Raw genomic sequence first — 26174 nt, forward strand, 5'->3', positions numbered from 1 at the left:
AAATCGCAACCCTCTGCCAGGAAACGGAAAAACCGTGAGTTTTCAGGACCAGAAAAAACTGATTTTGGCATTCCACGACGCGCTGGATGACACGGATGCCGCCGGCGTCGGCCAGGTCATCGAACAATTCTGCGCACCCGATCTGCTGTGGCGCGGCTTTCACCCCTTCCATGAAATCGTCGGCGCAAAGGCCGTGGCCGAGACGTTCTGGCAACCGATCAAGCACGGCCTGAAGCGCATGCAGAACCGGATGGACATCTTCTTTGCCGGCCGAAACTCGCTGACCCAATCCGATGATGTCTGGGTCGTGTCGATGGGGCATCTGATGAGCCTGTTCGACGCGCCGTGGCTGGGCATTCCGCCCACCGGCAAGCTGGCCTTTGTGCGGTACTGCGCCTTTTACAGGGTCGCAGATGGAAAAATCACCGAAACGGCCATGTATTTCGACATTCCCCACCTCATGGTGCAGGCCGGGCTGAACCCCTTTCCTCCACAAACCGCGGCACACCTCGTGCAGCCCGGCCCCAGAACCCATGACGGGCTTTTGATCGACGACCAGCCCGCAGCCGAAGGCCAAAAGACACTGGCGCTGATCAACGCGATGATTTCGGACCTGGGCCAGTGGAACAGCGGCCTGACGCTGGAGGAGGAACTGGCACGCACCTGGCATGACGACATGCTGTGGTGGGGTCCCGAGGGGATCGGAGCCACCTACACCATCCCGCGCTATGCCAAGCAGCACTCGGGCCCGTTCCGCGCCGGTTTCGCCGAGCGGTCCAAAACGCGACACATCTGCCGCATGGCCGAGGGGCATTATGGCGGGTTCTTCGGATGGCCCAACTTCACTGCCGTTCCGACAGGCGGCTTCATGGGCATGCCCGCAACCGGCAAACCGGGTGAGTTTCGGGTCATCGACATCTATCGGCGCGCGGGCGACAAGCTGGCCGAAAACTGGATTTTCATCGACCTGCTGCACTTCTGGAACCAGCAAGGGGTCGACATCCTGTCGCGCACGCTAAGGACTGCCACGCCATGATGATCGACGCACATCACCATTTGTGGAACCTGAAGGCGGTGCACTATCCTTGGCTGATGGAGACCGGCGCTGTGCGGTTTTTCGGTGACCCCTCAGCGATCCAACGAGACTATCTTCTGGACGAATTCCGCGCAGACGCCGCGGCGCAGGGGTTTTCTGCGTCCGTCCACATTCAGGTGGGCGCGGCGGACCCTTGGGCCGAGGCCGCTTGGGTGCAGTCGGTTGCCGATCAGACACCCGACTGGCCGTTGGTCCAAGTGGCTTTCTGCGATCTGACTGCCCCGGACCTGGGGCACCGGCTGGACAGGCTGCAAACCCTGCCCTCGTTGCGGGGCGTGCGCCAGATCGTCGGCCGCGCACCCGAAGAGGACATGGCATCCGGCACCAATGCCCTGCTGGACGACCCACGTTTTCTGGCCGGCCTGCAGGAACTGGGCGCGCGCGGTCTTTCATTTGATCTGCAACTGCTGCCCGAGCTGATGGAGCAAGCCGCCCGCGTTCTGGAGCGCGCGCCCGAAACGTCGGTTGCCCTGTGTCATGCCGGCTCGCCACATGATAGAACAGAGGGCGGGATCAAATCCTGGTCCAGATCCCTTCGGTCGCTGTCCGCGCTGCCGCATGTGTCGTGCAAACTGTCCGGTCTGGGCATGTTCGACCACGGTTGGACGGCAGACTCCGTCCGCCCGATCGTTCAGGAGTGCCTGAACCAGTTCGGCCCCGCCCGCTGCATGTTCGGGTCCAACTTCCCTGTAGACAGCCTGTCCTCGGACTATGCGGAACTGGTGTCTCGCCACCGTTCGCTGATTCCGGCTGAGATGCAGGCGGATGTGTTCGGGCGCACGGCCCGACGTTTCTATCGGTTTTGACGGGTCGGGGTCAGAAACCACTGACCCGCTCGATCAGCCAATACATCGAAACGGTTCCAATTCCATATCCGGTTACCGTCGTCGCCCAGTCGAGTGCGCCACGGGATTGGAAAGCACCCAGAACACGCAGCACCGCCAAGCCAAGCGCGACGACGGCGACAAATGCCAATTGGCCGGCTTCGACCCCGATATTGAAGGCTAGCAATGCGGCTGGAATGTCACCTGCAGGCAAACCGATCTCGGACAGGGCCCCGGCAAACCCCAAACCGTGCAACAAACCGAAACTGAAGCAGACAATCCACGGATATTGCTCGGACAGTCGCAACTGCCCGTCCTTGTGCCGCAATATCTCAAGGGCAAGAAACACGATGGACAGGGCGATCACCGCTTCGACCGGAGGACCCGGCACTTGCAGCAAGCCAAGTGTGGCCAAGGCCAATGTGATTGAATGTGCGACCGTAAACGCCGTAATCGCCCCGACAAGCCGCCAAGGATCGCGCACCAGAACGATCAGGGCAAACACGAACAACAGGTGATCCCAACCTTCGAGAATGTGTTCGAACCCCAATTGAAAATAGCTGGCGAAAACCGCCCAGGTTGACGGATCGGCCGGGATCGTCAGCTTGGTATTGTCTGGGGTGAAACGCAGCGTTACCGCTTCTGCAGCCAATGGCTGCATCCGCAGCAATACGTCGTTGCGTTGCAACTCAAGCCCATCAATCGCGATCGGTTGATCCGCGATTGGTCCTTGGCATTGCGCCACCCAGACCGAAACCCACGCAGCCCCATCGTTCTGCGGCGCGGGTCCTGATTGCGGCGTACAAATCTTTGGCAAGACCGCCTCGATTGCCATCGGCCGCCCGTTCACATCCGGCAGCCTCCACAGAACCTGCCACGTGTTTTCCGTCAACTGCCGCAGATCGAGAAAACCGGGATCCAAGGCATGGGCTTGGCTTTGCCCGGCCGCCAGCATCAACCAAAAGGCCGAAAGCGCTGCGAGGATCCGCGTCATTCTTGCGGCTCCCACGCGGGCAGCGAGATCTCATAACCTGCAGCCAGGCTCTGGTATTGTGCTTCGGCCAGTTCCTCGGAGGTTTGTCTGCGCCAATCTTGGATCACCATGTCACGAACGTCATCCAGCGGCGGCAGTATGCCCGGCTCCACTGCATTGACCCTCACCAAGTGCTGGCCATAGCCCGACACCACCGGTCCGGCCCATGCTCCGCTGGGCAACGTCGCCAGGATCTCGGAAAAGCCGCGCCCAAACGTGCTATCGATTGCGCGCGCCGACGACAGCGGCACCGTCTTTGGCAACAGCGTGGGCAGACCCACCTGCATAGGGTCATTGCCCACCGCAAGAGCCGATTGAGCCGCCTCAACATCGGCGCTGCCGGGGGTCTCGCCCAAGAAGACTTGTTCAAAGGCGAATTTCGGGGGCGTTCGGAATCTATCTGGATTGTCTTGCAGATACGCCGCAAGTTCCGCATCTTCGGGCACGACAGACGACGCAATCGAGCGAGTCAGGAATTCCATCTTCTGAGCAAGCCGCGCCCGAATGACTGGATCGCCCCGGTCCAGACCAAGATCGCGAGCCTCGCGCACCAATATTTCTTCGCGTACCAAGCCATCCACCAGCCGCCGCAATTCTTCTGGGGTGGGCGCACGATTCCAACTGGCGCTGAACCGGCTTGCCAACATCGATACATCATTGTCGTCAACAACGATTGCTTGCTGCTGAGCCTGCTCCTCGGACGGTGGGGATATCCAGTTGAACCACGCGAAGATTGCCACTCCAATCAGCAGGAAATGTGCCAGTGGTTCTTTCAGAAAACGCATAAAATTACCTGTACTCTCGAAAAGCTTTCGCAGAAAAGTGGCCACGACACCGGGGCAAAGCCCACTCGCCCATCATGACAAAAAAAACCGGGCGTTGTCATCCGCCCGGCTGAAACACTTTCGACAACCGGTCATCCCTCCGGTGTGTACCAGATCGGCGACGAATAGGCGCGCTCCTGATGCACTAGCTGCGCCTCCTCGGGAAGCTCAAGGTCAAAGCGCAGCTTGTCGTACAGAACCCAGCGTGGGGTCGGGATTTCCAATACCCGGACATAGTAGAAAGCCCGGGCTGCCGGATCGAATTCGGGATCGGTCCAGACGGTCACCAGCTCGGACGCGCCGATCGTGTTGGTCCAGCTTGCGGTGTCCAGATCGACCGTATTTCCGACCGGGGGCAGTTTGCCATTTGCGTCCGGCTCTCGATCCCCTGACCAAACAACGTCGAACACCTTTTCCTGCATCTCACCCTCGGCGTCCAACCAGCCCTTGACCACCTGGACACGGTCCAGGTTGGCGCCGATCGGATCGCGCAATGCCCCGATCAGGAAGGTCGGTGCACCCTCACCCTCGCGCGGGCGGAGATCACTGCCCATGGGTACGCCCTTGGTATAGCCTACATCGGCCACCAGACGCGTCAGCAAATCGTCCTCAACAAAATCCCATCCGCCAAAGAACCGCAGCCCGATCCGAGGCCCGGTCGTGGCATAGGTTTCGCGCCGCTTGAACGCGTCGAAAATGGCCGAGCGCGTGTTGTCCGACGCCCAGACCGCCGTGTAGCCCGAGGCCACCAGCGTGTGCCCTTCGAACGCGCCCAACTCGCTTTCGACGAAGGGGTGCAGCACACGGGTCGGCGATGGTTCCGCACTGACGGATTTTCCGAAATAGTTTTCCTCCTCCGCTGTGGTCAACGAAGTATGGCTGTCGGTGGCGCCGCCCATTCCGAACTTGTAGGGGTTTACGCCGAATTTCTCTTCGAGCATCAATCCGCGTTTCAGCGCCTCGCGCGCGTATTCGCCGGCCAACATGTCGTCGGTTTTCAGTTGCGTAATATCCAGATTGCCCACATCCCAATTCTCGTAGTCGGCGAATTCATCATCCGGGCTGAGAAAGGGATGCGCCTCTCCGTCGCCCTTAATCTGCGTCACCTCGTAGTGCGGCTCCCACTTGGCACGGTTCTTGACGTATTCTTCGTCGACCTTGCCACCGTGATAGGTGTCTTCGGTCGGAAACATCCAGCCGTTGGACAGATTGCCATTATGCGCAAAGGCCAAAGCCCGTCCGCCGGTCCGGGCCTGATAGTCTTCCAACCAAGCATAGAGCGCCTTGGGATCCGTATCCCCGTAGGGCGGTTGTGTGACCGGTGGCACCACCTGCAGCGCTCGGATCGGCCCGTCCCGCAGCATGACGTTGCGGTGCAGGTTGAACCCCTTGGGTACCGAAGTCCATTCGAACCCAATGAAAGCGGTGAAATTGCCCGGATCGTTGTGCCGTTCGGCGGCCAGAACGATCTGCTCCCATGTAAAGGCAAATGCATCGGCGCCGGGGCTGTAGGATTCCAGCAGCACCTCGGGCAGGGTCATTTGCGAAAAATTGGTGATGATATCAAAGGCGGCCTTGGCGGCCTCTTCCCCGCCAGCCTTGTAGCCCTGGTACCATTGCAACCCCTTCGGATCAGCCAGCACACCCGGCTTGCCCGCCTGCAGGTCAGGCGCAAACCCCATCAAGTCGGTGTGATCGGTCAGAACCATCCAGTCGAGAGGCCGCGCAAGGCGCACCGGCTGACCTGTCGAAGAGATTACCTGCTCGCCCTTCGCAAAGCGCCAGGCCTCATCCGGACCGAGCGTATTGCCGAAAGCGCCGGCGTCCAATGACAAGGACGTGTGCAGATGTGTATCGCCCCACAAGGGACGTTCGGGAAAAGTACGATTTGCATAAGGCGAAAACGGTGCTTCGGCGAAAGTGCCTTCGGCAGCCTCCTTGCTGGGAACGGCATCCGCAAAACCCGAGGTTGGCAAGGCTATCAATCCGGCGAGTATCGCGGTCACTCTAAACATCTGGTCCCCCACTTCCGTTTTGTGCGACCGGTCTTTGCCGCAGGCTCGACTCACAGAGTATCACAGTGAGGCAGCGCAAGTCTGAGAAACTTGCCTTGGGGCCAGATGACCACCTAAAGACCCTGAAAAGTCGTCAGAAACGGTAAGTCGCCCCGATCACTGGCCCAGATTGGCTGAACGTGAAGTCGTTGCCGTTCAGGACGTGATCAAATGAAATGTAGCGATAGCCACCCCGGATCAGCCACCTTTCGTTCAAAGCATAATCCGCCGTCAGCAGCACCTGCCAGGTTTCGCTGTCACTCTGAAAGCCGCCATAATCGAAAAAGGCGGTGCCGGTCCACCGTTCGGACAGGACGAAACGCGCCCGCGCTGCAATCACCGCATCGGTCCAACTATTGTCGACCGAACTTGTACCACCCGGCGCGGAACCGGGCCGAAGCGTGAAGGTAGTTTCAGTACTGAACCAGCGCAGACCACCCGCCAGATCCAGTTGAACGGTCGGATCCTCGTAGACCCGATAGCCCAGATAGGCGCTGAGGAATTGTGTTGTTGCCGAGGTGTCGAGACCCGAGAAAATCGGTCCGGGCGTATCGGTTCCGAACGACAGGTCCGTGTAGTTGTAGTCCGCCAACAGGGTCCAGCGCCCGTTGGTCGCGGAAAATGTACCCATGAAGGCCAGATCCAAGTTGCTCAGCGCGTCCGAGAAGCTCAACGTGCCCTCTACGCCTCCTGCGGGCGTGTCGAGGCCGGTCTTGGTTTCCGGCATGAACAGGTAGATCGTCGCCTGATAGGACCAATCGCCTTGCTGGGCCCGGGCCGAATCTGCCCCGATGACAAACGCAACCGCACACGTGGCGGTCGCTGCGATCAAATTTCGTGTTGTTCCAAACATCATTTTCCTCCCGCAAACACAAAAATTTTTTTCTTTCGCCCAGAAAGAGGGGCAAGCAGCACTGGTTGCCCAGTTCAACATAAAAACATCTTGATGTCGCCGCCCGAATTGCCGCTCGCCCTGATTAGATCTCGTAAACGCTGCTAAACGGTACGCGTCGTCATGCAGGCCACCGGAAGGAAATCTTCGGCCGGTTTACAGCCACGTTACCCGTCGAATTCGCGGCGCTTCGGCGCCAGTTCCATGTACTGCGAACCGGAGTCTGCGCCGCTCAGCCCGAACGACTTGCAGCAGAAGTGCCCCCCACGAGGATGTGAGCTCTTGCAAAGTGACGGGTCAAATCAAACGGCTATTCACCTGCCCCAGTCCAGATGCAACGCCGCGGGGCAGGCCGGTTCTTCCAGAACCCGGAAGGGCCACCTCCCGTCTGCCAGAAGGCCGCACCGACCGGCGTTTTGGATACCGCAAAGAAATCCGATGCCAGTCCATCACTCTTTGTATTGCTTCCGCCGCACGGCAGGGTCACACCGCGCATTTAAAGTGCATTGCGGCCGGGAGTGTCGGCACCTTCCAGATTGTCTTGGGAGAGAAAGACAGTCGCCGACTTGAAAAGTTTCTCTTGGAAGTCACCGGCTGGATTTTACCAAGTGGCGGACCGAGGAGGATTCGAACCCCCGACCCCTTGATTCGTAGTCAAGTACTCTATCCAGCTGAGCTATCGGTCCGCGTTGGTGAGGCGCTATTTAGACCCGCCGCCCGAGACGTGCAACCCGATTCTTCAAAAATATTTCAAAAACCCGCATCGCCGCGCGGAAGCCTTATTTCAAAGGCCGTGCCATCGGGTCCGGTACGGCTCAGCACCAGTTCGCCGCCATGTCCGCGCACCAATTCCTGCGAAATCGCCAGCCCCAGCCCCGACCCGCCCTTGCGCACGCCGCCCTGAAATGGCGTGAACAGATTCTCCTGCGCGCGGGGCGGCAGTCCCGGACCGGTGTCTTCGATGTCTATGAGCCAGGCGTCGTCGTCCTCGCGCGCGGACACGGTGATCCGGCCCGGCTGCCCTGACGCCACCAGCGCCTGTCGGGCGTTGCGTACGAGGTTCATCAGAACCCGGAACATCTGTTCGGGGTCAGCGCGAATGACCATGTCTTCGGGAACTTCGTTACGAATCTCGATACGCGCGTCGTCTACGGCCAGCGCCTCGCTGCCGACCACATCCGCCGCCACGTTGCGCAGGCGCACCATGGTCAGCGTCGGCGCCGGCTCTTCGGCGCGGCCGAAGGCCAGCGTGCTTTCACACAAGGAAACGGCGCGGGTGATCGAGTTGACCAGCTTGGGCGCCATGCGACGCACCAACGGGTCTTCGCTGGCCTCGAGCCGGTCGGTAAACAGCTGGGCCGAGGTCAGGATGTTGCGAAGATCGTGGCTGACCTTGGCCACCGCACCACCAAGTTGCGCAAGCCTCTCGCGCTGTTTCAGGGCCTGGGTCAGGTCGGTCTGCAACATCTGCAGGGCTTCCTCGGCCTCGCGCAGTTCGGTCACCTTTGACTGGGGCGAAATGATCCCGCGCGCGTCTTCGGGCGCACGCGCATAGCGCTGCATGTAGCCCACCACGCCCTTGATCGGGCGAACAAGGACCACCCGCACAGCCAGAAACAGGAAAAACGCGGTGATGATCGAGATGACGAAGGACAGGCCGAGGATGCGCAGACCATAATCGATCATCGCCATCCGCAGGGGCGCCGTATCCATCGTGACCTCGATCAGCAGGCCGGCGTCTCGGACCGGCTGGCCGATCACGCGGATGATCTCGTTTTCGGGGGTGAACAGCCGCAGCATCGCATCGCGGATCAGAACCCACGGCCCCGCCTCGCGCAGATCAAAGGTCTTGGACACGTCGCCGGGAATGGGCGAGGACAGCATCAGCTGGCGCACCTCGTCCCGGCGCAGCACCACGTTGTAGACCCCGGCATTGGCCAGAAGCTCGGCCTCCAGCTCTTCGGCCAGCATGTCGTCGGCCAGCAGCGCCAGCGAGGCGATCTGGGCGCGTTCTAGCCGGTTCAGAAGGAAATCCTCGCGGAAGCGCGCGATCGACGGCACGAAGATCAGCACCTCGGCCAACATCACGAAGACCGTCGTCAAGATCAGGAAACGACCCGACAGCGAGTTCAAGTGGCGCTCCTTTCCCGATCAGGGGAGCCAACGCTGGACCAGCCTGACCACCCGTTCAACCATCTGATTTTCAAACAGTCTTGGCGAGAAATAGGCGCCCGCCACCCGTTTGTTAAGCTCTCCGATCGTGGGATAGGGCGACACCATCGCCGCGATCTGGCTCATCTTCAGGTTATTGGCCAGCGCCAGAGACCACAAGTTGATCAATTCGCCCGCCTGATGCCCCACGATTGTGGCCCCCACCGGGCGCCCCTTGACGACCATGACCTTGATGAACCCGGTCGTTTTGCGTTCGGCCACGGCACGATCGTTGTGGGCATAGTCGAACCGGGCGATCTCGACCTTGTCGCCGTGGCGGTCGCGCGCCTGCGCCTCGGTCAGACCAACCTGAGCCAGTTCGGGGTCGGTATAGGTCGCCCAGGGGATATGCGACGTCCTGGCCTTGGACGGCAGCCCGAACAGAGCCGACCGGATGATGACCCCGGCATGATACCCCGCCACATGGGTGAACTGCAGCCCGCCCGCGACGTCGCCGATCGCGTAGACCCTGCGGTTGGTGGTGCGCAGGCTGTCATCCACCTTGATGCCCGTGCGCGTCTGGTCGATGCCGGCAGCCTGCAGGTTCAGGCGGTCGATGTTGGCCTTGCGTCCCACCGCCAGCAGCAGGTGTGAGCCCGCGTGGACCGCGCCATCCTCGGTGACGACCTCGACCGCGCCGGCCTTCCCGCGCACCCGGGCCACCATCGCGTGTTCCAGAATTTCGACCCCTTCGGCGCGCAGAGCCTCCAATACCACTGCGGCCGCCTCGGGGTCATCATTGCCCAGCGCCCGCGCGCCTTCGATCACCGTCACCTTGCAGCCCAGCCGGGCATGCGCCTGCGCCATTTCCATGCCGATAGGTCCCCCGCCGATGATCAGCAGGTGGTCGGGCTTGTCGCGCAGGTCGAAGATGGTCTCGTTGGTCTCATACGGCACCTCATCCAGCCCCGGGATCGGCGGCACCAGCGGCGACGAGCCCGTGGCCAGCACCACGCGACGGGGGGTGATGACGAAATGGCCGGCCTGAACCTGCGTGGGCGACAGAAAGCTCCCCCAGTCACGAATGACGCGCACGCCGAATTCCTCGAACCGTTCCTGGCTGTCCATAGGTTCGATCTGCGCGATCACGTCCCGGACATGGTCATTGGCCGCGGCATAGTCCACTTGCGGCGCGTGGTCGGCAACGCCGAACGGCGCGGTATGGCTCTGCGCATGGGCCAGCTTGGCGCTGGCCAGCAGGGCCTTGGACGGGACGCAGCCATAATTCAGGCAGTCGCCACCCATCTTGTGCCCTTCCAGCAGGATCACGTCGGCGCCCATCTGGCTGGCCCCAGCGGCCACCGACAGGCCACCCGACCCGGCCCCGATCACCAGGATGTCGGTCTTGAGGTCTTGCATGGATCAAAGGCCCCTTCGGCCGCGAATGGTTTTGAGGAAAATCGGCAGAGCCGCCAGCGCGCACAACCCCAGGATCGGGCCGATCACGAAGGGCTCGGTCAGCAGCGACAGGTCTGGCGTCTCGCCCCGGTCGAACACGCCGCCCAGGCCGACGCCGATCCAAGTATAGACGATGCCGCCCGGAATGATGCCCAGCGCCGTGGTCAGCAGAAAGTTCCGGAACCTCACCCCCACCAGCGCCGGGATCAGATTGGCAACGAAAAACGGCACCACCGGCACCAGCCGCATCAGGAACAGCACCGGGATCTCGTTCTCGCTCAACCCGTCCTTGATTCGCTTGACGGTGCCTTCCGAGGCCTCCAGCCGCGCTGTCAACGCCTCGCCCAAACCCCAGCGGGCCGCCAGAAAGATCGCCGAGGCACCCAAGGTTGCGGCAAATACGTTGAACACGGTGCCCGCGAACAGCCCGAACAGGAACCCGCCCGTCATCGAGGCCACGGCCGCACCGGGCAAAGAAAAGGTGACGATCAGGACATAGACCAGGATGAAAACCCCCGCCAACGACCAGTAGTTGGCATCACGCCAGGCCAACAGCGCCTCGCGATTGTCGCGCAGGGTTTCAAAAGTCAGGTAGTCGCCCAGCGCAAAGAACCCGACGACGGCAACCGTCAGGATCACGATCAGGGGAGTATGTCGGGCCAGCCCATTGCGCGGCACCTGGGTGGTTTCGGTCATTTCGTGGTCCGGGTTCGAATGCTTCATCAGACCCACAAGATGCGCGCTTGGCCTCCTGTGCAACAGGGTCTTCACGCCGGGTTGAACACGCACCGGTTCAATGTGAGAAATCCGCCGTCCTCGGGCTGATTCTGAAACTTTTGGCTGGTCGCCCGGCAGAATTGTTGCAAAAGGCGCGAAAACCGTTGCGATGGGGTTTGACTTGCCCGCCGGTTCCCAGTAGAGGACGGGCTTCGAACACCACGGGCAGGCGAATCCGCGCCGCACCCGACCGCCAAAGATTGGAGACGGAGCGATGAAACGCACCTATCAGCCTTCGAACCTGGTTCGCAAACGCCGCCACGGTTTCCGCGCGCGCATGGCCACCAAGGCCGGCCGCAAGATCCTGAACGCTCGCCGTGCCCGCGGCCGCAAGTCGCTGAGCGCATAAACCGCGCGACCTTTCAGGTTTAGAACATGACGCCGCCGGAGGCCCCTGTGGATGGCACTGACCACCCCGGGGATATGCCCCCGGCGGTGTCCGTTTGCGCGCCTGCCTTGTCGGTACTGCGCAAGCGCAGCGATTTCCTCAGGGCCGCACGGGCGCGCCGACAGGGCACGCCTTCCATGATGGTGCAAGCCCGCAAGCGCGCACCAGATGAGGCCGAGGGCATCCGTGTCGGGTTCACCTGCTCGAAGAAGGTCGGCAATGCCGTAGCCCGCAACCGGGCCAAGCGCCGGCTGCGCGAGGCGGCCCGCGCCGTTCTTCCGGACCATGGCCGGGACGGGTGGGATTACGTCCTGATCGGTCGGGTCGAGGTGACCGCCGCCCGCCCCTTCGGCGCTCTGCTGGCCGATCTGCGCGAGGCCCTGCGCAAGATCCACAGCCCGCGCAAATGACCCCTCTTGCCCATATCCTCGCGCTGCCAATCCGGGCCTATCGGCTGATCTTCAGTCCCTGGGTGGGGTTCAACTGCCGCTATCAGCCGACCTGCTCGGCCTATGCGCTGGAAGCGCTGGAAAAGCACGGTCCGATCAAGGGCGCTTGGCTGGCCGCGCGCCGTATCGGGCGCTGCCACCCCTGGGGGGGTGACGGCTATGACCCGGTGCCCGACGACACCCACGACGCGCCTTGATCTGACACCCCGTCACGCTTGACCCAAGGGGGGTGCGCCGCTGAACATCGGTTTCATCAACAACCGTCCGAGGCGCCCATGTCCAGATCCAACGCCCGCCAGTCTCTGCCCACGCATGAGGTGACGAACCAACCGCCCGAGCGCGGCGACGTTGACCTGTGGACCTCGGACCCGGTTCTGCGCGATTGCGCCACGCGCGCCGGGGCACGGGCGATCCCACTGGCTGCCTACGGGGCCGCTCTGGGCCGGAGCGAAACCCGCGACGCCGGGCGCGACGCCAACATGCACCCGCCCGAACTCTGCCTCTTCGACCGGGGCGGCCGCCGTCTGGACGAGGTGCGGTTCCACCCGGCCTATCATCACATGATGGATCTGAGCCAATCGGCAGGCTATGCCGCGCTGGCCTGGGACGGAGCACCGGGCGGTCACGCCACTCATGCCGCGATGGTCTATCTGGCCAGCCAGGTCGAGCCGGGCCATTGCTGCCCGCTGACCATGACCTATGCCGCCGTGCCGGCGCTGGCCGCCAACCCCGAACTGGCCGATATCTGGCGCCCGAAACTGACCGCCAACACCTATGACCCAGCCCCCCGCCCGATCGGAGAAAAACGCTCGGCGACCTTGGGCATGGCGATGACCGAGAAACAGGGCGGCTCGGACGTGCGTGGCAATACCACCACCGCCACCCGTGACGGTGAGGCCTGGCGGCTGCGCGGCCACAAATGGTTCTGCTCGGCCCCGATGTCCGACGGGTTCCTCACGCTGGCGCAGGCTCCGGGCGGGCTGACCTGTTTTCTGCTGCCCCGCTGGCTGGAGGGCGAGCGCAACGCCATCCACCTGATGCGCCTCAAGGACAAGCTGGGCAACCGCGCCAACGCCTCGTCCGAAGTCGAGTTCCACGACGCGCTGGCCTATCAACTTGGGGACGAGGGGGCCGGCGTACGCACGATCATCGAGATGGTGCATCACACCCGGCTCGACACCGCGATGGCACCCGCCGGCCTGATGCGTGCGGCCTTGTCCGAAGCGCATCACTGGGTTAGCCACCGCAGCGCCTTTCAGCGCCGCTTGATCGACCAGCCGCTGATGCGTGCCGTTCTGGCCGACCTTGCGCTGGACTGGGAAGGCGCCCTGACCCTGGGCCTGCGCGTGGCACGCGCCTTTGACGGGGACACCGCCGAAGACCGCGCGTTTGCCCGGATCGGGGTGGCGCTGGCCAAGTTCCTGTCGAACAAGCGCTGCCCCGTCGTTGCGGTCGAGGCGATGGAGGTGCTGGGTGGCATGGGCTATGTCGAGGACACGCCGATGCCGATGATCTATCGCGAAGCGCCGCTGAACGGAATCTGGGAGGGGTCCGGCAACGTGATCTGCCTGGACATTCTACGCAGCCTTGCGCGCGACCCGCTGGCCGGCCAGACAGTACAGGCCGAACTGGACGCGGCAACCGGAGCCGACCGCCGCTATGACGCCGCCCTGAAGGCGCATCGCGACCGTTGGCCCACCCTGCCCCCCGAGGCCGAGGCCCGCTGGTTCGCCGAGGCCACCGCGCATCTGCTGACCGCCGCACTGCTGCTGCGCCACGCGCCCGGTGCGGTGGCCGATGGATATATTGCCACGCAGGTTCTGGGCGAAAGCGGGCGCATACCCGGATCGGTCTCGGGGCTGGACACCGACGCCCTGCTGGGCCGGCTGTCCGTCTAGGCGGGCCTTGCTCGGTCGGCGCATCTGCGGTAGGGGCTGCGCATGTTCGACGAAGCCGACGATATCCATCCGCTGTTTGCCGGTGCGCCCTCGACCACCGAGTTCAAGAAGCTGCGCAAACGCATCGTGCGCCAGACGCGCGAGGCGATCGAGCAATACGGCATGGTTGACCCGTCGGCCCATGACAAGGATGGCAAGCCGCCGCGCTGGCTGGTCTGCCTGTCGGGCGGCAAGGACAGCTATACCCTGCTGGCCGTTCTGTATGAGCTGAAGTGGCGCGGCCTGCTGCCCGTGGACCTGCTGGCCTGCAATCTGGATCAGGGGCAGCCGGGCTTTCCGGCCACCGTGCTGCCCGAGTTTCTGGAACGCATGGGCGTGCCGCACCGGATCGAGTACCAGGACACCTATTCCATCGTGGTCGACAAGGTGCCGCAGGGCCGCACCTATTGCGCGCTGTGCTCGCGCTTGCGCCGCGGCAACCTGTACCGGATCGCGCGCGAGGAAGGGTGCTCGGCTGTGGTGCTGGGTCATCACCGCGATGACATCCTGGAAACCTTCTTCATGAACCTGTTCCACGGGGGCCGTCTGGCGACCATGCCCCCGAAACTGGTGAACGAGGATGGCGACCTGTTCGTTTATCGCCCTCTGGCCCATGTGGCCGAGGCCGATTGCGAGAAATTCGCCAAGGCGATGAACTATCCGATTATTCCCTGCGACCTGTGCGGCAGCCAGGACGGCCTGCAACGCCAGCAGGTCAAACAGATTCTAGACCAATGGGAAAAGAACAGTCCCGGCCGCCGGCAGGTGATGTTCCGTGCGCTGACCAATGCGCGTCCGTCCCACTTGCTAGACCCTGATCTCTTCGACTTTGCCGGCCTTTCGCTGAAACCCCGAAAAAACCCGGATGATCAAGGCGAAATACCGCGGTTGCGTTAACTTCTGACTCAGATTGGTTTTCTACCCTCGCCCTGCACGACAACGCCAAGGACGAGGGCCGAAACCCGATGCGGACCCATACTTTCTTCAGACAGATCCGGCACGCGCTGCTGACCGTTCTCTCGATTCCGCAGGGGCTGGCATTCGTTCCCGCACTCAGCCTCGCCGCATTCTGGCTGGGTGGAGAAACCGCGCTGATCGTCGCGGCCCTTGGCCTGCCCTTGGCCTTTCTGATCGCCCTGCGCCTGACTGACAATACCTTGCCCGACGGCCAGAATATCTCGGGCCTGGTTTCCAACGACGCGTTCCGAACCCGGCTGGAGCAGATGCACCTGGCGGCGCGGGAGACCGGGTGCGATGCCGCCTGTCTGGTCGTCGCCGTGGATCAGTTCGACGACCTTCAGGAACTGCACGGTTCCGCCGCCGCCGATTTAATCGCACAGCGATTCGGCGACCGGGTTCTATCGGTCATACGCAGTCAGGACGTCGCGACGCGCATTTCCCGAAATACGTTCCTGATTGGCATGCACCCCTCCACGCAGCTCGGGCTCGAGGCTTGCATTCAGGCATCGGGCCGCATTCAGAGCGTTGTCGAGGAACCCGTTCCGCTCAACAGCGTCAGCGTCTACCTGTCCTGCTCGATCGGGTTCTGCCTGCAGTCAATGGTTCCCGATGGACCGGCATCCGACTGGATCGAGGCCGCACAGGCCGCGCTGTCCGAAGCGCAGCGCAACGGGCCGTCGACGATCCGGGCCTTTTCCACCGAGACCCGGCGCCGGTCTCTGATCCATGTCAATCTCCGCAAAGAGCTTGAGGCGGCGCTGGACAACGGCGAAATCCAGCCGTGTTTCCAGCCACAGGTTTCGACCGATACGGGGGACGTCACCGGTTTCGAGGCTCTGGCGCGCTGGAATCACCCCACCAAAGGGGTACTGCGCCCGCAGGTCTTCCTGCCTTTCGCAGAGCAGGCCAACCTGATGGGAATGCTTGGCCAGGCCATTCGACACCAGGCCTTTTCGGCCATGCGCGATTGGGATCGCGCGGGGGCGGTGGTGCCCAGGATCGGCATCAACTTTTCGTCGGAGGAACTGCGCGACCCCAAGCTGATCGACCGCCTCAAATGGGAACTGGACCAGTACGACCTGACCCCGGAGCGGCTGGCTGTCGAAGTTCTCGAGACAGTGTTCGCTCGGCATCCCGACGATATCATTGCGCGCAACGTGGCGCAGATGTCCGCCATGGGCTGCCATATCGATCTGGATGACTTCGGCACCGGGCATGCGGCCTTCGCGTCGATCAAACGTTTCAACGTGAACCGCATCAAGATCGACCGGTCCTTTGTCACCAACGCCGACAAGGACCCTGAACAGCAACAGCTCGTCGGCGCGATACTGACGATGGCCGAACGCCTGAACCTGGAAACTTTGGCCGAGGGCGTCGAGACCCCCGGCGAGCATGCGCTGATGGCGCAGTTGGGCTGCCACCATGTTCAGGGCTATGGAATTGCCAAACCGATGCCCTGGGAAGAGACCGTGCGGTGGATCACCAACCACCGCAACAGCCTCAAGGGAGCGCCCGCGATCGGACGGAAAATGGGAGGAGAATCCTGAAATCGCCGCCTGCATTGCCGCTGCAACGGGCAAACAGCGGCGATTCCGCTTGACCTTTCGGGCTGCACTCTGTTGAACCCTGCGGTGTCTTTCACTGCTCAAGGTGGCTGTCCCCGATGGACGATCAGAACAAGAATCTCATCCTCGCAACCGCGCTCAGCTTTCTCGTGATCCTCGTGTGGTTCGTGCTGTTCCCTCCGCCGGAACCCGCCACGAACCTCGACCGAACCGAGATCAGTGCGACCGATGGTGACGGGCTCCAAACACCGAGCGCCGCCGGGCCTTCGACCATTGGCGAGACCACCTCGGAAGCCGCTGAAGCGGCCCCCGAGTCCAACGCGCCGCGGCTCGAGATCGACACCCCGCGCCTGACGGGCAGTCTTTCGCTTTCGGGTGGTCGGATCGATGAGCTGTTTCTGAAGGATTACAAGGTCTCGCTCGAAGAAGACGCGCCCATCGTCGAACTTCTGTCGCCGGTCGGATCGGAATCCGCATATTACGCGCTGTATGGTTGGGCCCCCGGCGCCGGACTTGCTGGGGCCGACGTGCCCGGCCCGAATACCTTGTGGGAAATTGAGAGTGGCGAAACGCTGGGCGTGGACAGCCCGGTCACTTTGGTCTGGAACAACGGCAAGGGCCTGACCTTCCGTCGCACGATCGCGGTGGACGAAGACTATATGTTCACGGTGACCCAGTCGGTTGAGAACGCGAGCCAGACCGAGGTCGGCATGGCGCCGTATGGCATCCTTGCCCGGCATGGCATGGGCGAGGATGGCGATCTTCCGGGATTGAAGAATTTCTTCATCCTGCACGAAGGCGTCATTGGCATGGCCGACGGGACGTTGTCCGAAGTCGATTATGGGGATGTCCGAGAATTCGACATCGACCCGAACGAACGCGCCCAGGCTGAGGTCTATCAGGTGAAGGAAAACGGCTGGATCGGCTTTACCGATCACTACTGGATGACCACACTGATCCCCGAGCCGGGCTCGGCCTTCAAGGCCGCCGCGAAATACGACGCCCGCCGCAAGATCTATCAGACCGAAACAGTACTGCCGACCTTGACGGTCGCACCCGGCGAAACCTCCCAGGTTACCACCCGGCTGTTTGCGGGGGCGAAGGAATGGGAAACCATCCGCGAATATCAGGCGCAGGGCGTTCAGAAATTCATCGACAGCATCGATTGGGGCTGGTTCTTCTTCCTGACCAAGCCGATCTTCTGGCTGCTGCACAACATCAACGCCCTGATCGGCAACATGGGTTGGTCGATCATCGGGCTTACGCTGATCATCAAGGCGATTCTGTTCCCGCTGGCCTTCAAGTCCTATGTCTCGATGGCCAAAATGAAAGAGCTTCAGCCGCAGATGGAAGCCCTCAAAGAGGCCGCTGGCGACGACCGCCAAAAGATGCAGCAGGGCATGATGGAGCTGTACAAGAAGGAAAAGGTCAACCCGGCTGCCGGCTGTCTGCCGATACTGCTGCAGATTCCGATCTTCTTCTCGCTGTACAAGGTGATTTTCGTCACCATCGAATTGCGCCACGCGCCCTGGTTCGGCCCGTTCCGCGATCTAAGCGCGCCGGACCCGACCTCGATCATGAACCTGTTTGGGCTGCTGCCCTGGGCCGGTCCCGAGCCGGGAACCCTGATGGCGACCATCTTCATCGGGATCCTGCCGCTGTTGCTGGGGATCTCGATGTGGCTGCAGCAAAAGCTGAACCCGGCGCCCACCGATCCGACCCAGGCCATGATCTTTGCCTGGATGCCTTGGGTCTTCATGTTCATGCTGGGCAGCTTCGCCAGCGGGCTGGTGATTTACTGGATCGCGAACAACACGATCACGTTTACCCAGCAGTACCTGATCATGCGCAGCCAGGGCTACAAGCCTGACGTGTTTGGCAACATCAAGTCCGGCTTCAAGCGAACACCGAAAACGGACGGCAAATGACGGGGGCGGTCACCGAAATCTGGCGGCACCCGATCAAGAGCCACGGCAGGGAAACCCTGTCCGAAGTCACCCTCATCCCCGGGCAGACCATGCCCGGGGATCGTGTTTGGGCGGTGGCGCATGAAATGTCCGAGGCCGACGGATCCGAATGGGCGCCCTGCGCAAATTTCAGCCGCGGTTCGAAGGCACCCCGCCTGATGGCGATCTCGGCCGTTCTGGACGGGGATCGCGTGACACTCAGCCACCCGGATCGGCCAGATCTGACCTTCCACCCAGACACCCAGCAGGATCTGTTTCTGGATTGGGTCCGCCCGCTCATGCCCGCCGACCGCGCGGCCTCGGCCCGGATCGTCCGAGTTCCGGGGCGGGGCATGACCGACAGCGACTACCCCTCGATCAGCCTTTGCAATATGGCCTCGCACCGCGCGGTCGAGCAAAGACTGGGCCGCAAGCTGTCGATCTGCCGCTGGCGGGGCAATATCTGGTTCGACGGCCTTCCTCTGTGGGAAGAATTCGACTGGCTGGATCGCGAGGTCCGGATCGGTGATGCCGTTTTTCACGTCAAGGAGCGGATCACCCGCTGCCTGGCAACCACTGCCAACCCCGAGACCGGCCAGCGCGACGCCGACACGCTGGGCGCGCTACGCAGTTGGGACCACCAGGATTTCGGCGTCTATGCAACTGTGATCCGCGGTGGCACGATCCGGCGCGGAGACGAGGTGCAGGTCCTATGAATACATTGCCTTTCCCTTTGGCCCCCGAGCCCGACGCATTCGCGTTGGAAAAAGGCCGCAAGCTGTTTGCCGGGCCGTCCGAATTCGTCAAGGGCGTCGTGGCGATGAACGGCCTTCCCGCCCCCGACCGGATCGAGGTCTGTTTCGCCGGCCGGTCGAACGTGGGCAAGTCCAGCCTGATCAACGCCCTGACCGGCACCAAGGGGTTGGCCCGCGCCTCGAACACGCCGGGCCGCACGCAAGAGATCAACTTCTTCACCCAGGGCCCCGACCTGTATCTGGTTGACCTGCCCGGCTATGGCTATGCCAACGCTCCGGTCAAGGTGGTCGAGAAGTGGCAGCGCCTTCTGAAACAGTATCTGAGCGGGCGGCAGACCCTGCGCCGGGCCTTCGTACTGATTGATTCCCGCCACGGAGTGAAGCCCGTGGATGACGAGATCATGAAGCTGCTGGACACCAGCGCCGTGACCTTTCAATGCGTGATGACCAAGGCCGACAAGGTCAAGGCCAAGGACCGCGAAAAGGTTCTGGCCCAGGTGCGCGGCGCCTTGTCCAAACACCCCGCCGCCTATCCCGAGATCGTGCTGACCTCGTCCGAGAAGGGCGACGGCATCCCGACGCTGCGTTCGATCATCGCCAATCTGGAATGATGCTGCTGCGCGTCATATCGGTGCTGACGCTGGTTGCTGTGATGGTACCCGGTGCAATCCCGATGGCTGGATGCCCACGCGCAACTCGGACGGGGCGATTCTGATGGTGATCTGCACCGGCGACGGCCTGGTCGAGCGCTGGATCAACCCGGGCGAGGACGCCCCGGACCACGACGAAACCGACGAACGCAGCGCCTGCCCCCGTGGCGGGGTGAATCTGGCAGGCCAATTGCCCGAAGTGGGAGCGGTGCTGCCGGCCGACTGGCCGATTGCCGCGCGTTGGGCGCATGTGGATTTCACCCATCGCAGCGCCGGGTTCCACACCCGGTACGATGCCCCGGGTCCGCCCCACCTCTCTTGAGACCGAGAACAAGACTTGAAACCTCAGCCGCCCGGCCGGCGATGTTCCGAATTTCTGGAGACTGAAATGGTACAAGACGGCCAAACCGGTGGCGCTCAGGCGAGCCGGCGCGAACAGGTGCAAAAATTCTACCTGGCCGCCTGGCGGTGGCACTTCTATGCGGGGCTTTTTGTTGTCCCCTTCCTGATCATCCTGCCGCTGACCGGCCTGATTATGATGTTCATTACCCAAGCCGATGGTCGCGACGGAGAAAAAATCGCACTCGAGATCAAGGGCCAGGCGATGCCCGCATCCGAACTGGCCGATATGGTTCAGGCCCGCGTGCCGGGCCGCGTGGTCGAATGGATCGGCCCCAAGGCGCCGAATCTGGCAACCGTGTTTCGCGTCAAGGCCGAGACCGGTCAGCGCATGGTGGCCATCGACCAGTATTCCCGCGAGGTGATCCAGGTCTGGGACCGTCGCGCGGGGTGGTACGATCCGGCCGGCAACATCTACTCGACCCTACTGATGGGCGATACCGGCGACCGGATTCTGGAAATCGCGGCCGGGATGGCGCTGCTGCTGGCGTTCACCGGCCTTTACAGGTGGTGGCCCCGCGGAAACGTTGTGGCGGCCCTGGTGCCTGACCTGCGGGCGCGGGGCCGGGCCTTTGGGAAATCGCTGCACGCGGTCGCCGGGTTCTGAATGTCGCTGCTGCTGGTCGGGTTCCTCATCTCGGGCATGTCGTGGGCCGGGATCTGGGGCGGCAAGTTCGTGCAGGCCTGGAGCAGCTTTCCGGCCGAGATGCCCGTGTGGAAGGGCGCGGTGCTGATCGGGCTGTGCACGGCCATGGCCTTCCCACTGGTTGGGCTGACGCCGCTTGCGGCGCTGGCCGTCGACCTGCTGGTCGTCAGCAACATACCTACGGTACGGCGCGCATTCAACTGACCGGTTCAGGCGGCGCCGCGTGGCGTTGCCCGGTTGCGTGGCGCGGCAGCGTCCCCCTTTTGGCGCGCCACGCAACAAAACCTGCGGCCTGCCCGTTCCGGGCTTGGCAGGTCCGGCCAAAGGCCCTAACAGGGAAGGCCAGAGGGACGACAGCCATGAAGAAACAGGACATGAACCGGGATTGGATAGCCACCGCCGCCACGCTCAACAGCGCCCTGCCCTATCTGCAGCGCTATGACGGGGCAATCGTCGTGATCAAGCTGGGCGGGCACGCCATGGGCAGCGACGAAGCGATGGAGAGCTTTGCCCGCGACGTGGTGCTGATGCGCCAGGTCGGCGTGAACCCGGTGGTCGTGCATGGCGGCGGGCCGATGATCAACGCGATGCTGGACAAGCTGGAGATCAAGTCGGAATTCGTGAACGGCAAGCGCGTCACCGATGCCGCCACGGTGGAAGTGGTCGAAATGGTCCTGTCCGGCGTGGTGAACAAGCGCATCGTGCAGGCGATCAACGATCAGGGCGGCATGGCCGTCGGCCTTTCCGGCAAGGATGCCAACCTGATGATCTGCGACCAGACCGACGCCTCGTTGGGATATGTGGGCACACCCGCACGGATGAACCCCAAGATCCTGCACGACCTGTTCTCGCATGACGTGATCCCGGTGATCGCCCCGCTGGGGGCGGGCCGCAATGGCGAGACGTTCAACGTGAACGGCGATACAGCCGCCGGGGCGATTGCCTCGGCGCTCAAGGCCGATCGCCTGTTGCTGCTGACGGACGTGTCCGGCGTCAAGAACGCCGCAGGAGAGGTCGTGACCGAGTTGAAAGCGGGCCAGATCCGTGAGATGACCCGCGAAGGCACAATCGCCGGCGGCATGATCCCCAAGACAGAAACCGCGCTGGACGCGCTGCACAGCGGGGTCCGCGCCGTGGTGATCCTGGATGGCCGCGCGCCCAACGCCGTGCTGCTGGAGCTGTTCACCGAACATGGCGCCGGCTCGCTGATCCGTCCCGACTGACGGCTTCTTGGCGCAACTGGGCTTGTGATTCTCAATCGCATGCCCAATTGTGAATGTATGGAGCACGAAGCCACCATTCGCCTGGGCGTTTTCCTGGGGCTGTTTATCATCTTTGCCTGTGCCGAGGCGCTTTTGCCGCGCCGTCCGCGCCAATACGGGCGACCGAAAAGATGGGCCACCAACCTGTCGATCACGATCCTCAACACCGTCGCGCTGCGGCTCATGGCGTTCGGCTTGCCGCTGCTGGCGGTCGGTGCGGCGCTGGATGCGGGCCAAAAGGGCTGGGGCCTGTTCAACCATCTCTCTTGGCCTGCATGGGTCGAGGTGGCGCTGTCCATTCTTATCCTCGACTTTGCCATCTGGGCGCAGCACCTGGTCACGCACAAGGTGCCAATCCTGTGGCGCCTGCACCGGGTCCACCATGCGGACCGTGACATGGACGTGACCACGGCGGTCCGGTTCCATCCGGTGGAAATCGCGCTGTCGATGCTGCTCAAGATCGGCCTCGTCTACCTGCTGGGGCCCAGTGCACTGGCCGTGGTACTGTTCGAAGTCCTTTTGAATGGCACGGCAATGTTCAACCACTCGAACCTGAAACTCCCTCTTGCTCTGGATGCGGTCTTGCGTAGGCTGCTGGTAACGCCCGACATGCACCGGGTGCACCATTCGCGGCTGAGGGAGGAACACGACAGCAATTATGGGTTTGCCCTGTCGATCTGGGACCGCTGGATGGGAACCTATGTGGCGCAGCCCGGAAAGGGGCATGACGGCATGACCATCGGTCTCGAATGGCAAGACGACCGCCCGACAAGACTGGGCTGGAGCCTATCGCTGCCGTTTCGCAAGAAATGATCTATGACGAGGTTGAAAAGGCGGCGCACGAACACGGGCTGATCGTGATGGGCGCCCAGCATCCGCGCCTGAGCGGTGCCAAGGGGCTCGACGGCGGGACCCTGATCCTTTTGGGCGCTGCCGGGGCGTTCTGGCCTGCGCTCAAGGCCGCGCCCGAATGGCGCGACGGCGACCCTGACCCGGTCGATCGCTGGTCAACCCGCGTTGTCAGCGCGATGGCCGAGAGCCTCGGGGCAGAGGCGCATTTCCCGTTCGGCGGACCGCCCTACATGCCATTCATCGACTGGGCACTGAAATCTGGTCGCGCCTTTCTTAGCCCCGTCGGTGCAATGGTGCATGATACGGTGGGCATGATGATCTCTTATCGGGGCGCGCTGCATTTCGCAGAAGAATTTTCGATCCCCGAGGCGACGGCCCCTCCGCCTTGCCTGACCTGTCCTGCCCCCTGCGCCACCGCTTGCCCGGTGAAGGCGCTGAACGCCACGACGTTCTATGATGTTGAGGCCTGCCACGGTTATTTGGACACTGCCGAGGGGCGGTCCTGCATGACCGGAGGCTGCGCCGCCCGGCTGGCTTGCCCCCTCAGCGCAGGCGCCGGGAGAGACCCCGAGCAATCGGCCCACCACATGCAGGCGTTTCATCCACCATGCCCCGCACATTGATCCTGACCCGCCACGCCAAGTCCAGCTGGGACAACCCAGACCTGAGCGACCATGCACGCCCGCTGAACAAGCGGGGCCGAAAATCGGCGGCGGCAATCGGGGCCTGGCTGAAGGAAAAGGGATGGTTGCCGGACGAGTTGCTCTGCTCCTCATCCGTTCGCACCCGCGAAACCTGGGAGCGGATGGGGCTCGAGGCGGAAAAGCTGACCTTTACCGACGAGCTATACCATGCTTCGCCGGATCGGATGTTCCTTCTTCTGTCTTCGGCAACCGGGGAAACCGTGCTGATGTTGGGGCACAATCCGGGAATCGCCGTGTTTGCAGGCGCCATTGTGGAAGAGGCCCCGATGCACGGCCGGTTCTTCGACTACCCGACCGGCGCCACAACCGTGGTCCGCTTTGACATCGACGATTGGCGGGATGTGAACTGGCGCAGCGGCACGGTGAGGGGTTTCGTCATCCCGCGCGAGTTGACGGAATAAAAAAGGGCGGGATGCCCCCGCCCTTTGCTGTTGCCTTTCAGCCCGCGTCAGTGCCCCAGGATCTGGCTGAGGAACAGCTTGGTGCGTTCGCTCTGCGGGTTGTTGAAGAACTCTTCGGGTTCATTCTGTTCGACGATCTGGCCGGCATCCATGAAGATCACGCGGTTCGCCACCTGACGCGCAAAGCCCATCTCGTGCGTCACGCAAAGCATGGTCATGCCTTCCTCGGCCAGCTCGATCATGGTGTCGAGCACCTCTTTGATCATCTCGGGGTCAAGGGCCGAGGTCGGCTCGTCGAACAACATGATCCGCGGCATCATGCACAGGCTTCGCGCAATCGCCACACGCTGTTGCTGACCACCTGACAGTTGGCCGGGATACTTGTTGGCCTGATCCGGAATTTTCACCTTTTCCAGGAAGTGCATAGCGCGTTCTTCGGCCTCTTTCTTGGGCGTCTTGCGCACCCAGATCGGGGCCAACGTGCAGTTTTCCAGAACCGTCAGATGCGGGAACAGGTTGAAGTGCTGGAACACCATCCCGACCTCGGAGCGGATCTTGTCGATGTTCTTGAGGTCGCTGGTCAGCTCGATCCCGTCCACGACGATCTTGCCGGCCTGATGCTCTTCCAGCGCGTTGATGCAGCGGATCAGGGTCGATTTGCCCGAACCCGACGGCCCCGCGATCACGATCCGCTCGCCCTGGTTGACGGTCAGATTGATGTCGCGCAGCACGTGGAAGGACCCGTACCACTTGTTCATGTTGTTGATTTCGATGGCGACCTCGTCGCTCACCTGCATTTTCGAACGATCGATTTCGCGATCAATGGCAAGTTCAGACATGTGTTGAACTCCTTAACGGTGATCGGTGGCAAGGCGACGCTCGAGCCACTGTGAATATTGAGAGATGCCGTAGCAGACGACGAAAAACAGAAGCGCGGCAAAGCCCAAAAGCTCCCAATAGACGCCATTCCACTCGGTCGATGCCAGGATCGGGCCGCGGATCATGCCAACGAGGTCGAACATCGAGATGACCGAAACCAGCGTCGTATCCTTGAACAGGCCCACGGCCACGTTCACGATACCCGGGATCGAGATCTTCAGCGCCTGCGGCAGGATGATCAACCGCATTGCCTGGGCATAGTCCAAGCCAAGACTGTCTGCGGCCTCGTACTGTCCACGAGGAAGCGCTGCCAGACCGCCGCGGATCACCTCGGCGATGTAGGCAGCCGAGAACATGGTGATCATGATCACCACGCGCAGGAACAGGTCGACCGTGCTGTCAGGCGGGAAGAAATACGCCAGCATCACCGAAGCCACGAACAGCAGCGTGATCAGCGGCACGCCCCGGATGAACTCGATGAAAATGACGCAGACCCACTTGATCAAAGGCATGTCGGACTGGCGGCCCAACGCCAAGGCGATGCCAAGGGGCAGTGACAGCGATACACAGGTCACCCCGAGCATAAGGTTCAGCATGAACCCGCCGAGGTCTCGACTGGGAACAGCGGTCAACCAAGCATTTTCCGATGCATCTTCGGGGATCAGCGCGCCGCCGACGTTCCAGACGATCAGCGCGACGACGATCCCACCGAAGAACCCGGCGGCAAAGCTGTTTTTTCCGTATTTCTGGAAAACGACCGCCGCTGCGACGCAGCCCAACAACGCCACCAATGGGACAAGAATGGTGCCACCCCAAATCAGCCAGAAGGCAACAAACGGGTAAACCGCAGTGAACAAAAGCATCTTTCGAGGCAGATCGAAGAACAGAACCGGCGCTGCGGCCACCAGCATCAGCACGAACGCGAGGTTCGGGCGCCAATAGGCTTCCACGGGATACTTGAACCCGTAGATCAACTGGTTCCACCGCTCCGTCAGAACGGCGAAACACGCGCCGGTCTTGCCGTCCAGGATCTCACGGCACTGCGAAAGCGAGTCCGCATTCCAAACTCCGTTGAAGATCCATGGCAGCGTGTTCTTCAGCAAAACATAGATCAGCAGCACGGAGAGAATGGTCAGAATGGTGTTCCCTACGCCCGAGAACAGGTTCTCGCGCAGCCATTTGACCACGCCGGTTTCATTGGCCGGCGGCGGCGAAGGCGGAATCGTACCCTCGGCCACGAATGCGATCGAGTTGGTGGTTTGATCACTCATG

At 62.3% G+C, this 26174-nt stretch carries 25 protein-coding genes, 1 tRNA gene and 1 pseudogene; 17 read left to right on the top strand and 10 right to left on the bottom strand.

Features of this window, described 5'->3' with window-relative positions; translation table 11 throughout:
- Positions 1–34: 34 nt before the first annotated feature.
- Positions 35–1036, top strand: coding sequence for an ester cyclase (locus AC2FM3_RS03685; protein ID WP_496679132.1), 1002 nt, complete (start codon positions 35–37; stop codon positions 1034–1036).
- Complete coding sequence (locus AC2FM3_RS03690; RefSeq protein WP_496679227.1) at positions 1036–1902, top strand: amidohydrolase family protein; 867 nt, start codon at positions 1036–1038, stop codon at positions 1900–1902. Before AC2FM3_RS03685 ends, AC2FM3_RS03690 begins: the two co-directional genes overlap by 1 nt.
- Positions 1903–1912: 10 nt before the next feature.
- On the opposite strand, the gene AC2FM3_RS03695 is transcribed toward AC2FM3_RS03690, so the two are convergent.
- The 8 genes from AC2FM3_RS03695 to AC2FM3_RS03730 all read right to left on the bottom strand — a co-directional run bounded on the left by AC2FM3_RS03695 (position 1913) and on the right by AC2FM3_RS03730 (position 11055).
- Complete coding sequence (locus AC2FM3_RS03695) at positions 1913–2875, bottom strand: HupE/UreJ family protein (protein ID WP_496679134.1); 963 nt, start codon at positions 2873–2875, stop codon at positions 1913–1915.
- Between the two features lie 35 nt (positions 2876–2910).
- Entirely contained in the window at positions 2911–3783 is an 873-nt protein-coding gene (locus tag AC2FM3_RS03700) for a peptidyl-prolyl cis-trans isomerase (RefSeq protein ID WP_496679136.1), read from the bottom strand.
- Positions 3784–3869: 86 nt separating this feature from the next.
- Positions 3870–5792 carry a DUF3604 domain-containing protein gene (locus AC2FM3_RS03705; protein WP_496679138.1) on the bottom strand — a complete coding sequence of 641 codons (1923 nt, stop codon included), beginning with the start codon at positions 5790–5792 and terminating at the stop codon, positions 3870–3872.
- 133 nt (positions 5793–5925) lie between these two features.
- Entirely contained in the window at positions 5926–6684 is a 759-nt protein-coding gene (locus AC2FM3_RS03710) for a porin family protein (protein WP_496679139.1), read from the bottom strand.
- A gap of 648 nt (positions 6685–7332) precedes the next feature.
- Positions 7333–7409, bottom strand: a tRNA-Arg gene (locus AC2FM3_RS03715).
- A 64-nt stretch (positions 7410–7473) separates the two neighbouring features.
- Positions 7474–8856 carry a sensor histidine kinase gene (locus AC2FM3_RS03720; RefSeq protein ID WP_496679140.1) on the bottom strand — a complete coding sequence of 461 codons (1383 nt, stop codon included), beginning with the start codon at positions 8854–8856 and terminating at the stop codon, positions 7474–7476.
- Between the two features lie 18 nt (positions 8857–8874).
- Positions 8875–10293: a dihydrolipoyl dehydrogenase family protein gene (locus tag AC2FM3_RS03725; protein WP_496679143.1), complete on the bottom strand. Its 1419-nt coding sequence runs from the start codon at positions 10291–10293 to the stop codon at positions 8875–8877.
- A 3-nt stretch (positions 10294–10296) separates the two neighbouring features.
- Positions 10297–11055: a TVP38/TMEM64 family protein gene (locus tag AC2FM3_RS03730; protein ID WP_496679145.1), complete on the bottom strand. Its 759-nt coding sequence runs from the start codon at positions 11053–11055 to the stop codon at positions 10297–10299.
- Between the two features lie 268 nt (positions 11056–11323).
- On the opposite strand from AC2FM3_RS03730, the gene rpmH reads away from it, so the two are divergent.
- The 15 genes and pseudogenes from rpmH to AC2FM3_RS03805 all read left to right on the top strand — a co-directional run bounded on the left by rpmH (position 11324) and on the right by AC2FM3_RS03805 (position 24023).
- Entirely contained in the window at positions 11324–11458 is a 135-nt protein-coding gene (gene rpmH / locus AC2FM3_RS03735; RefSeq protein ID WP_005980833.1) for a 50S ribosomal protein L34, read from the top strand.
- A gap of 26 nt (positions 11459–11484) precedes the next feature.
- Positions 11485–11907, top strand: a complete 423-nt coding sequence (gene rnpA / locus AC2FM3_RS03740; protein ID WP_496679147.1) for a ribonuclease P protein component — start codon at positions 11485–11487, stop codon at positions 11905–11907.
- Positions 11904–12143 carry a membrane protein insertion efficiency factor YidD gene (gene yidD, locus AC2FM3_RS03745; RefSeq protein WP_496679150.1) on the top strand — a complete coding sequence of 80 codons (240 nt, stop codon included), beginning with the start codon at positions 11904–11906 and terminating at the stop codon, positions 12141–12143. Before rnpA ends, yidD begins: the two co-directional genes overlap by 4 nt.
- Positions 12144–12221: 78 nt before the next feature.
- Positions 12222–13844, top strand: a complete 1623-nt coding sequence (locus AC2FM3_RS03750) for an acyl-CoA dehydrogenase family protein (protein ID WP_496679151.1) — start codon at positions 12222–12224, stop codon at positions 13842–13844.
- A 42-nt stretch (positions 13845–13886) separates the two neighbouring features.
- Positions 13887–14780, top strand: coding sequence for a tRNA 2-thiocytidine(32) synthetase TtcA (gene ttcA, locus AC2FM3_RS03755; protein WP_496679153.1), 894 nt, complete (start codon positions 13887–13889; stop codon positions 14778–14780).
- A 68-nt stretch (positions 14781–14848) separates the two neighbouring features.
- Entirely contained in the window at positions 14849–16390 is a 1542-nt protein-coding gene (locus AC2FM3_RS03760) for a putative bifunctional diguanylate cyclase/phosphodiesterase (protein ID WP_496679154.1), read from the top strand.
- A gap of 116 nt (positions 16391–16506) precedes the next feature.
- Complete coding sequence (yidC, locus tag AC2FM3_RS03765) at positions 16507–18336, top strand: membrane protein insertase YidC (RefSeq protein WP_496679156.1); 1830 nt, start codon at positions 16507–16509, stop codon at positions 18334–18336.
- Complete coding sequence (locus AC2FM3_RS03770; RefSeq protein WP_496679158.1) at positions 18333–19070, top strand: MOSC domain-containing protein; 738 nt, start codon at positions 18333–18335, stop codon at positions 19068–19070. Before yidC ends, AC2FM3_RS03770 begins: the two co-directional genes overlap by 4 nt.
- Positions 19067–19720, top strand: coding sequence for a ribosome biogenesis GTP-binding protein YihA/YsxC (gene yihA, locus AC2FM3_RS03775; protein ID WP_496679161.1), 654 nt, complete (start codon positions 19067–19069; stop codon positions 19718–19720). Before AC2FM3_RS03770 ends, yihA begins: the two co-directional genes overlap by 4 nt.
- 70 nt (positions 19721–19790) lie before the next feature.
- A complete protein-coding gene (locus AC2FM3_RS03780; protein WP_496679163.1) occupies positions 19791–20081 on the top strand; it encodes a DUF2946 domain-containing protein in 291 nt (96 codons plus the stop codon).
- Between the two features lie 66 nt (positions 20082–20147).
- Positions 20148–20861: pseudogene (locus AC2FM3_RS03785) on the top strand (PepSY-associated TM helix domain-containing protein); the annotation flags it as partial.
- Between the two features lie 302 nt (positions 20862–21163).
- Positions 21164–22027: an acetylglutamate kinase gene (gene argB, locus AC2FM3_RS03790; protein ID WP_496679164.1), complete on the top strand. Its 864-nt coding sequence runs from the start codon at positions 21164–21166 to the stop codon at positions 22025–22027.
- Between the two features lie 57 nt (positions 22028–22084).
- Entirely contained in the window at positions 22085–22879 is a 795-nt protein-coding gene (locus tag AC2FM3_RS03795; RefSeq protein ID WP_496679165.1) for a sterol desaturase family protein, read from the top strand.
- Positions 22876–23541 (top strand): ferredoxin, encoded by a 666-nt coding sequence (locus AC2FM3_RS03800; protein WP_496679168.1) that lies wholly within the window; start codon positions 22876–22878, stop codon positions 23539–23541. Before AC2FM3_RS03795 ends, AC2FM3_RS03800 begins: the two co-directional genes overlap by 4 nt.
- Entirely contained in the window at positions 23526–24023 is a 498-nt protein-coding gene (locus AC2FM3_RS03805) for a SixA phosphatase family protein (RefSeq protein ID WP_496679169.1), read from the top strand. Before AC2FM3_RS03800 ends, AC2FM3_RS03805 begins: the two co-directional genes overlap by 16 nt.
- A gap of 47 nt (positions 24024–24070) precedes the next feature.
- On the opposite strand, the gene AC2FM3_RS03810 is transcribed toward AC2FM3_RS03805, so the two are convergent.
- The gene (locus AC2FM3_RS03810) at positions 24071–24862 is read right to left on the bottom strand and encodes an amino acid ABC transporter ATP-binding protein (RefSeq protein ID WP_496679171.1); all 792 of its coding nucleotides are present in this window, start codon (positions 24860–24862) and stop codon (positions 24071–24073) included.
- 12 nt (positions 24863–24874) lie between these two features.
- Positions 24875–26173 carry an amino acid ABC transporter permease gene (locus tag AC2FM3_RS03815; protein ID WP_496679172.1) on the bottom strand — a complete coding sequence of 433 codons (1299 nt, stop codon included), beginning with the start codon at positions 26171–26173 and terminating at the stop codon, positions 24875–24877.
- Position 26174 lies beyond the last annotated feature (1 nt).

The organism is Ruegeria sp. BHSB172 (assembly GCF_059613165.1).

Coding starts and splice junctions, on each gene's coding strand:
- yidD (WP_496679150.1), top strand. CDS start 11,904: ATGACCCCTCTTGCCCATATCCTCGCGCTGCCAATCCGGGCCTATCGG.
- AC2FM3_RS03705 (WP_496679138.1), bottom strand. CDS start 5,792: ATGTTTAGAGTGACCGCGATACTCGCCGGATTGATAGCCTTGCCAACC.
- AC2FM3_RS03690 (WP_496679227.1), top strand. CDS start 1,036: ATGATCGACGCACATCACCATTTGTGGAACCTGAAGGCGGTGCACTAT.
- AC2FM3_RS03805 (WP_496679169.1), top strand. CDS start 23,526: ATGCCCCGCACATTGATCCTGACCCGCCACGCCAAGTCCAGCTGGGAC.
- argB (WP_496679164.1), top strand. CDS start 21,164: ATGAAGAAACAGGACATGAACCGGGATTGGATAGCCACCGCCGCCACG.
- AC2FM3_RS03770 (WP_496679158.1), top strand. CDS start 18,333: ATGACGGGGGCGGTCACCGAAATCTGGCGGCACCCGATCAAGAGCCAC.
- AC2FM3_RS03760 (WP_496679154.1), top strand. CDS start 14,849: ATGCGGACCCATACTTTCTTCAGACAGATCCGGCACGCGCTGCTGACC.
- yihA (WP_496679161.1), top strand. CDS start 19,067: ATGAATACATTGCCTTTCCCTTTGGCCCCCGAGCCCGACGCATTCGCG.
- yidC (WP_496679156.1), top strand. CDS start 16,507: ATGGACGATCAGAACAAGAATCTCATCCTCGCAACCGCGCTCAGCTTT.
- AC2FM3_RS03695 (WP_496679134.1), bottom strand. CDS start 2,875: ATGCTGGCGGCCGGGCAAAGCCAAGCCCATGCCTTGGATCCCGGTTTT.
- rnpA (WP_496679147.1), top strand. CDS start 11,485: ATGACGCCGCCGGAGGCCCCTGTGGATGGCACTGACCACCCCGGGGAT.
- AC2FM3_RS03725 (WP_496679143.1), bottom strand. CDS start 10,293: ATGCAAGACCTCAAGACCGACATCCTGGTGATCGGGGCCGGGTCGGGT.
- ttcA (WP_496679153.1), top strand. CDS start 13,887: ATGTTCGACGAAGCCGACGATATCCATCCGCTGTTTGCCGGTGCGCCC.
- rpmH (WP_005980833.1), top strand. CDS start 11,324: ATGAAACGCACCTATCAGCCTTCGAACCTGGTTCGCAAACGCCGCCAC.
- AC2FM3_RS03750 (WP_496679151.1), top strand. CDS start 12,222: ATGTCCAGATCCAACGCCCGCCAGTCTCTGCCCACGCATGAGGTGACG.
- AC2FM3_RS03730 (WP_496679145.1), bottom strand. CDS start 11,055: ATGAAGCATTCGAACCCGGACCACGAAATGACCGAAACCACCCAGGTG.
- AC2FM3_RS03810 (WP_496679171.1), bottom strand. CDS start 24,862: ATGTCTGAACTTGCCATTGATCGCGAAATCGATCGTTCGAAAATGCAG.
- AC2FM3_RS03815 (WP_496679172.1), bottom strand. CDS start 26,173: ATGAGTGATCAAACCACCAACTCGATCGCATTCGTGGCCGAGGGTACG.
- AC2FM3_RS03795 (WP_496679165.1), top strand. CDS start 22,085: ATGGAGCACGAAGCCACCATTCGCCTGGGCGTTTTCCTGGGGCTGTTT.
- AC2FM3_RS03800 (WP_496679168.1), top strand. CDS start 22,876: ATGATCTATGACGAGGTTGAAAAGGCGGCGCACGAACACGGGCTGATC.
- AC2FM3_RS03780 (WP_496679163.1), top strand. CDS start 19,791: ATGCCCACGCGCAACTCGGACGGGGCGATTCTGATGGTGATCTGCACC.
- AC2FM3_RS03710 (WP_496679139.1), bottom strand. CDS start 6,684: ATGTTTGGAACAACACGAAATTTGATCGCAGCGACCGCCACGTGTGCG.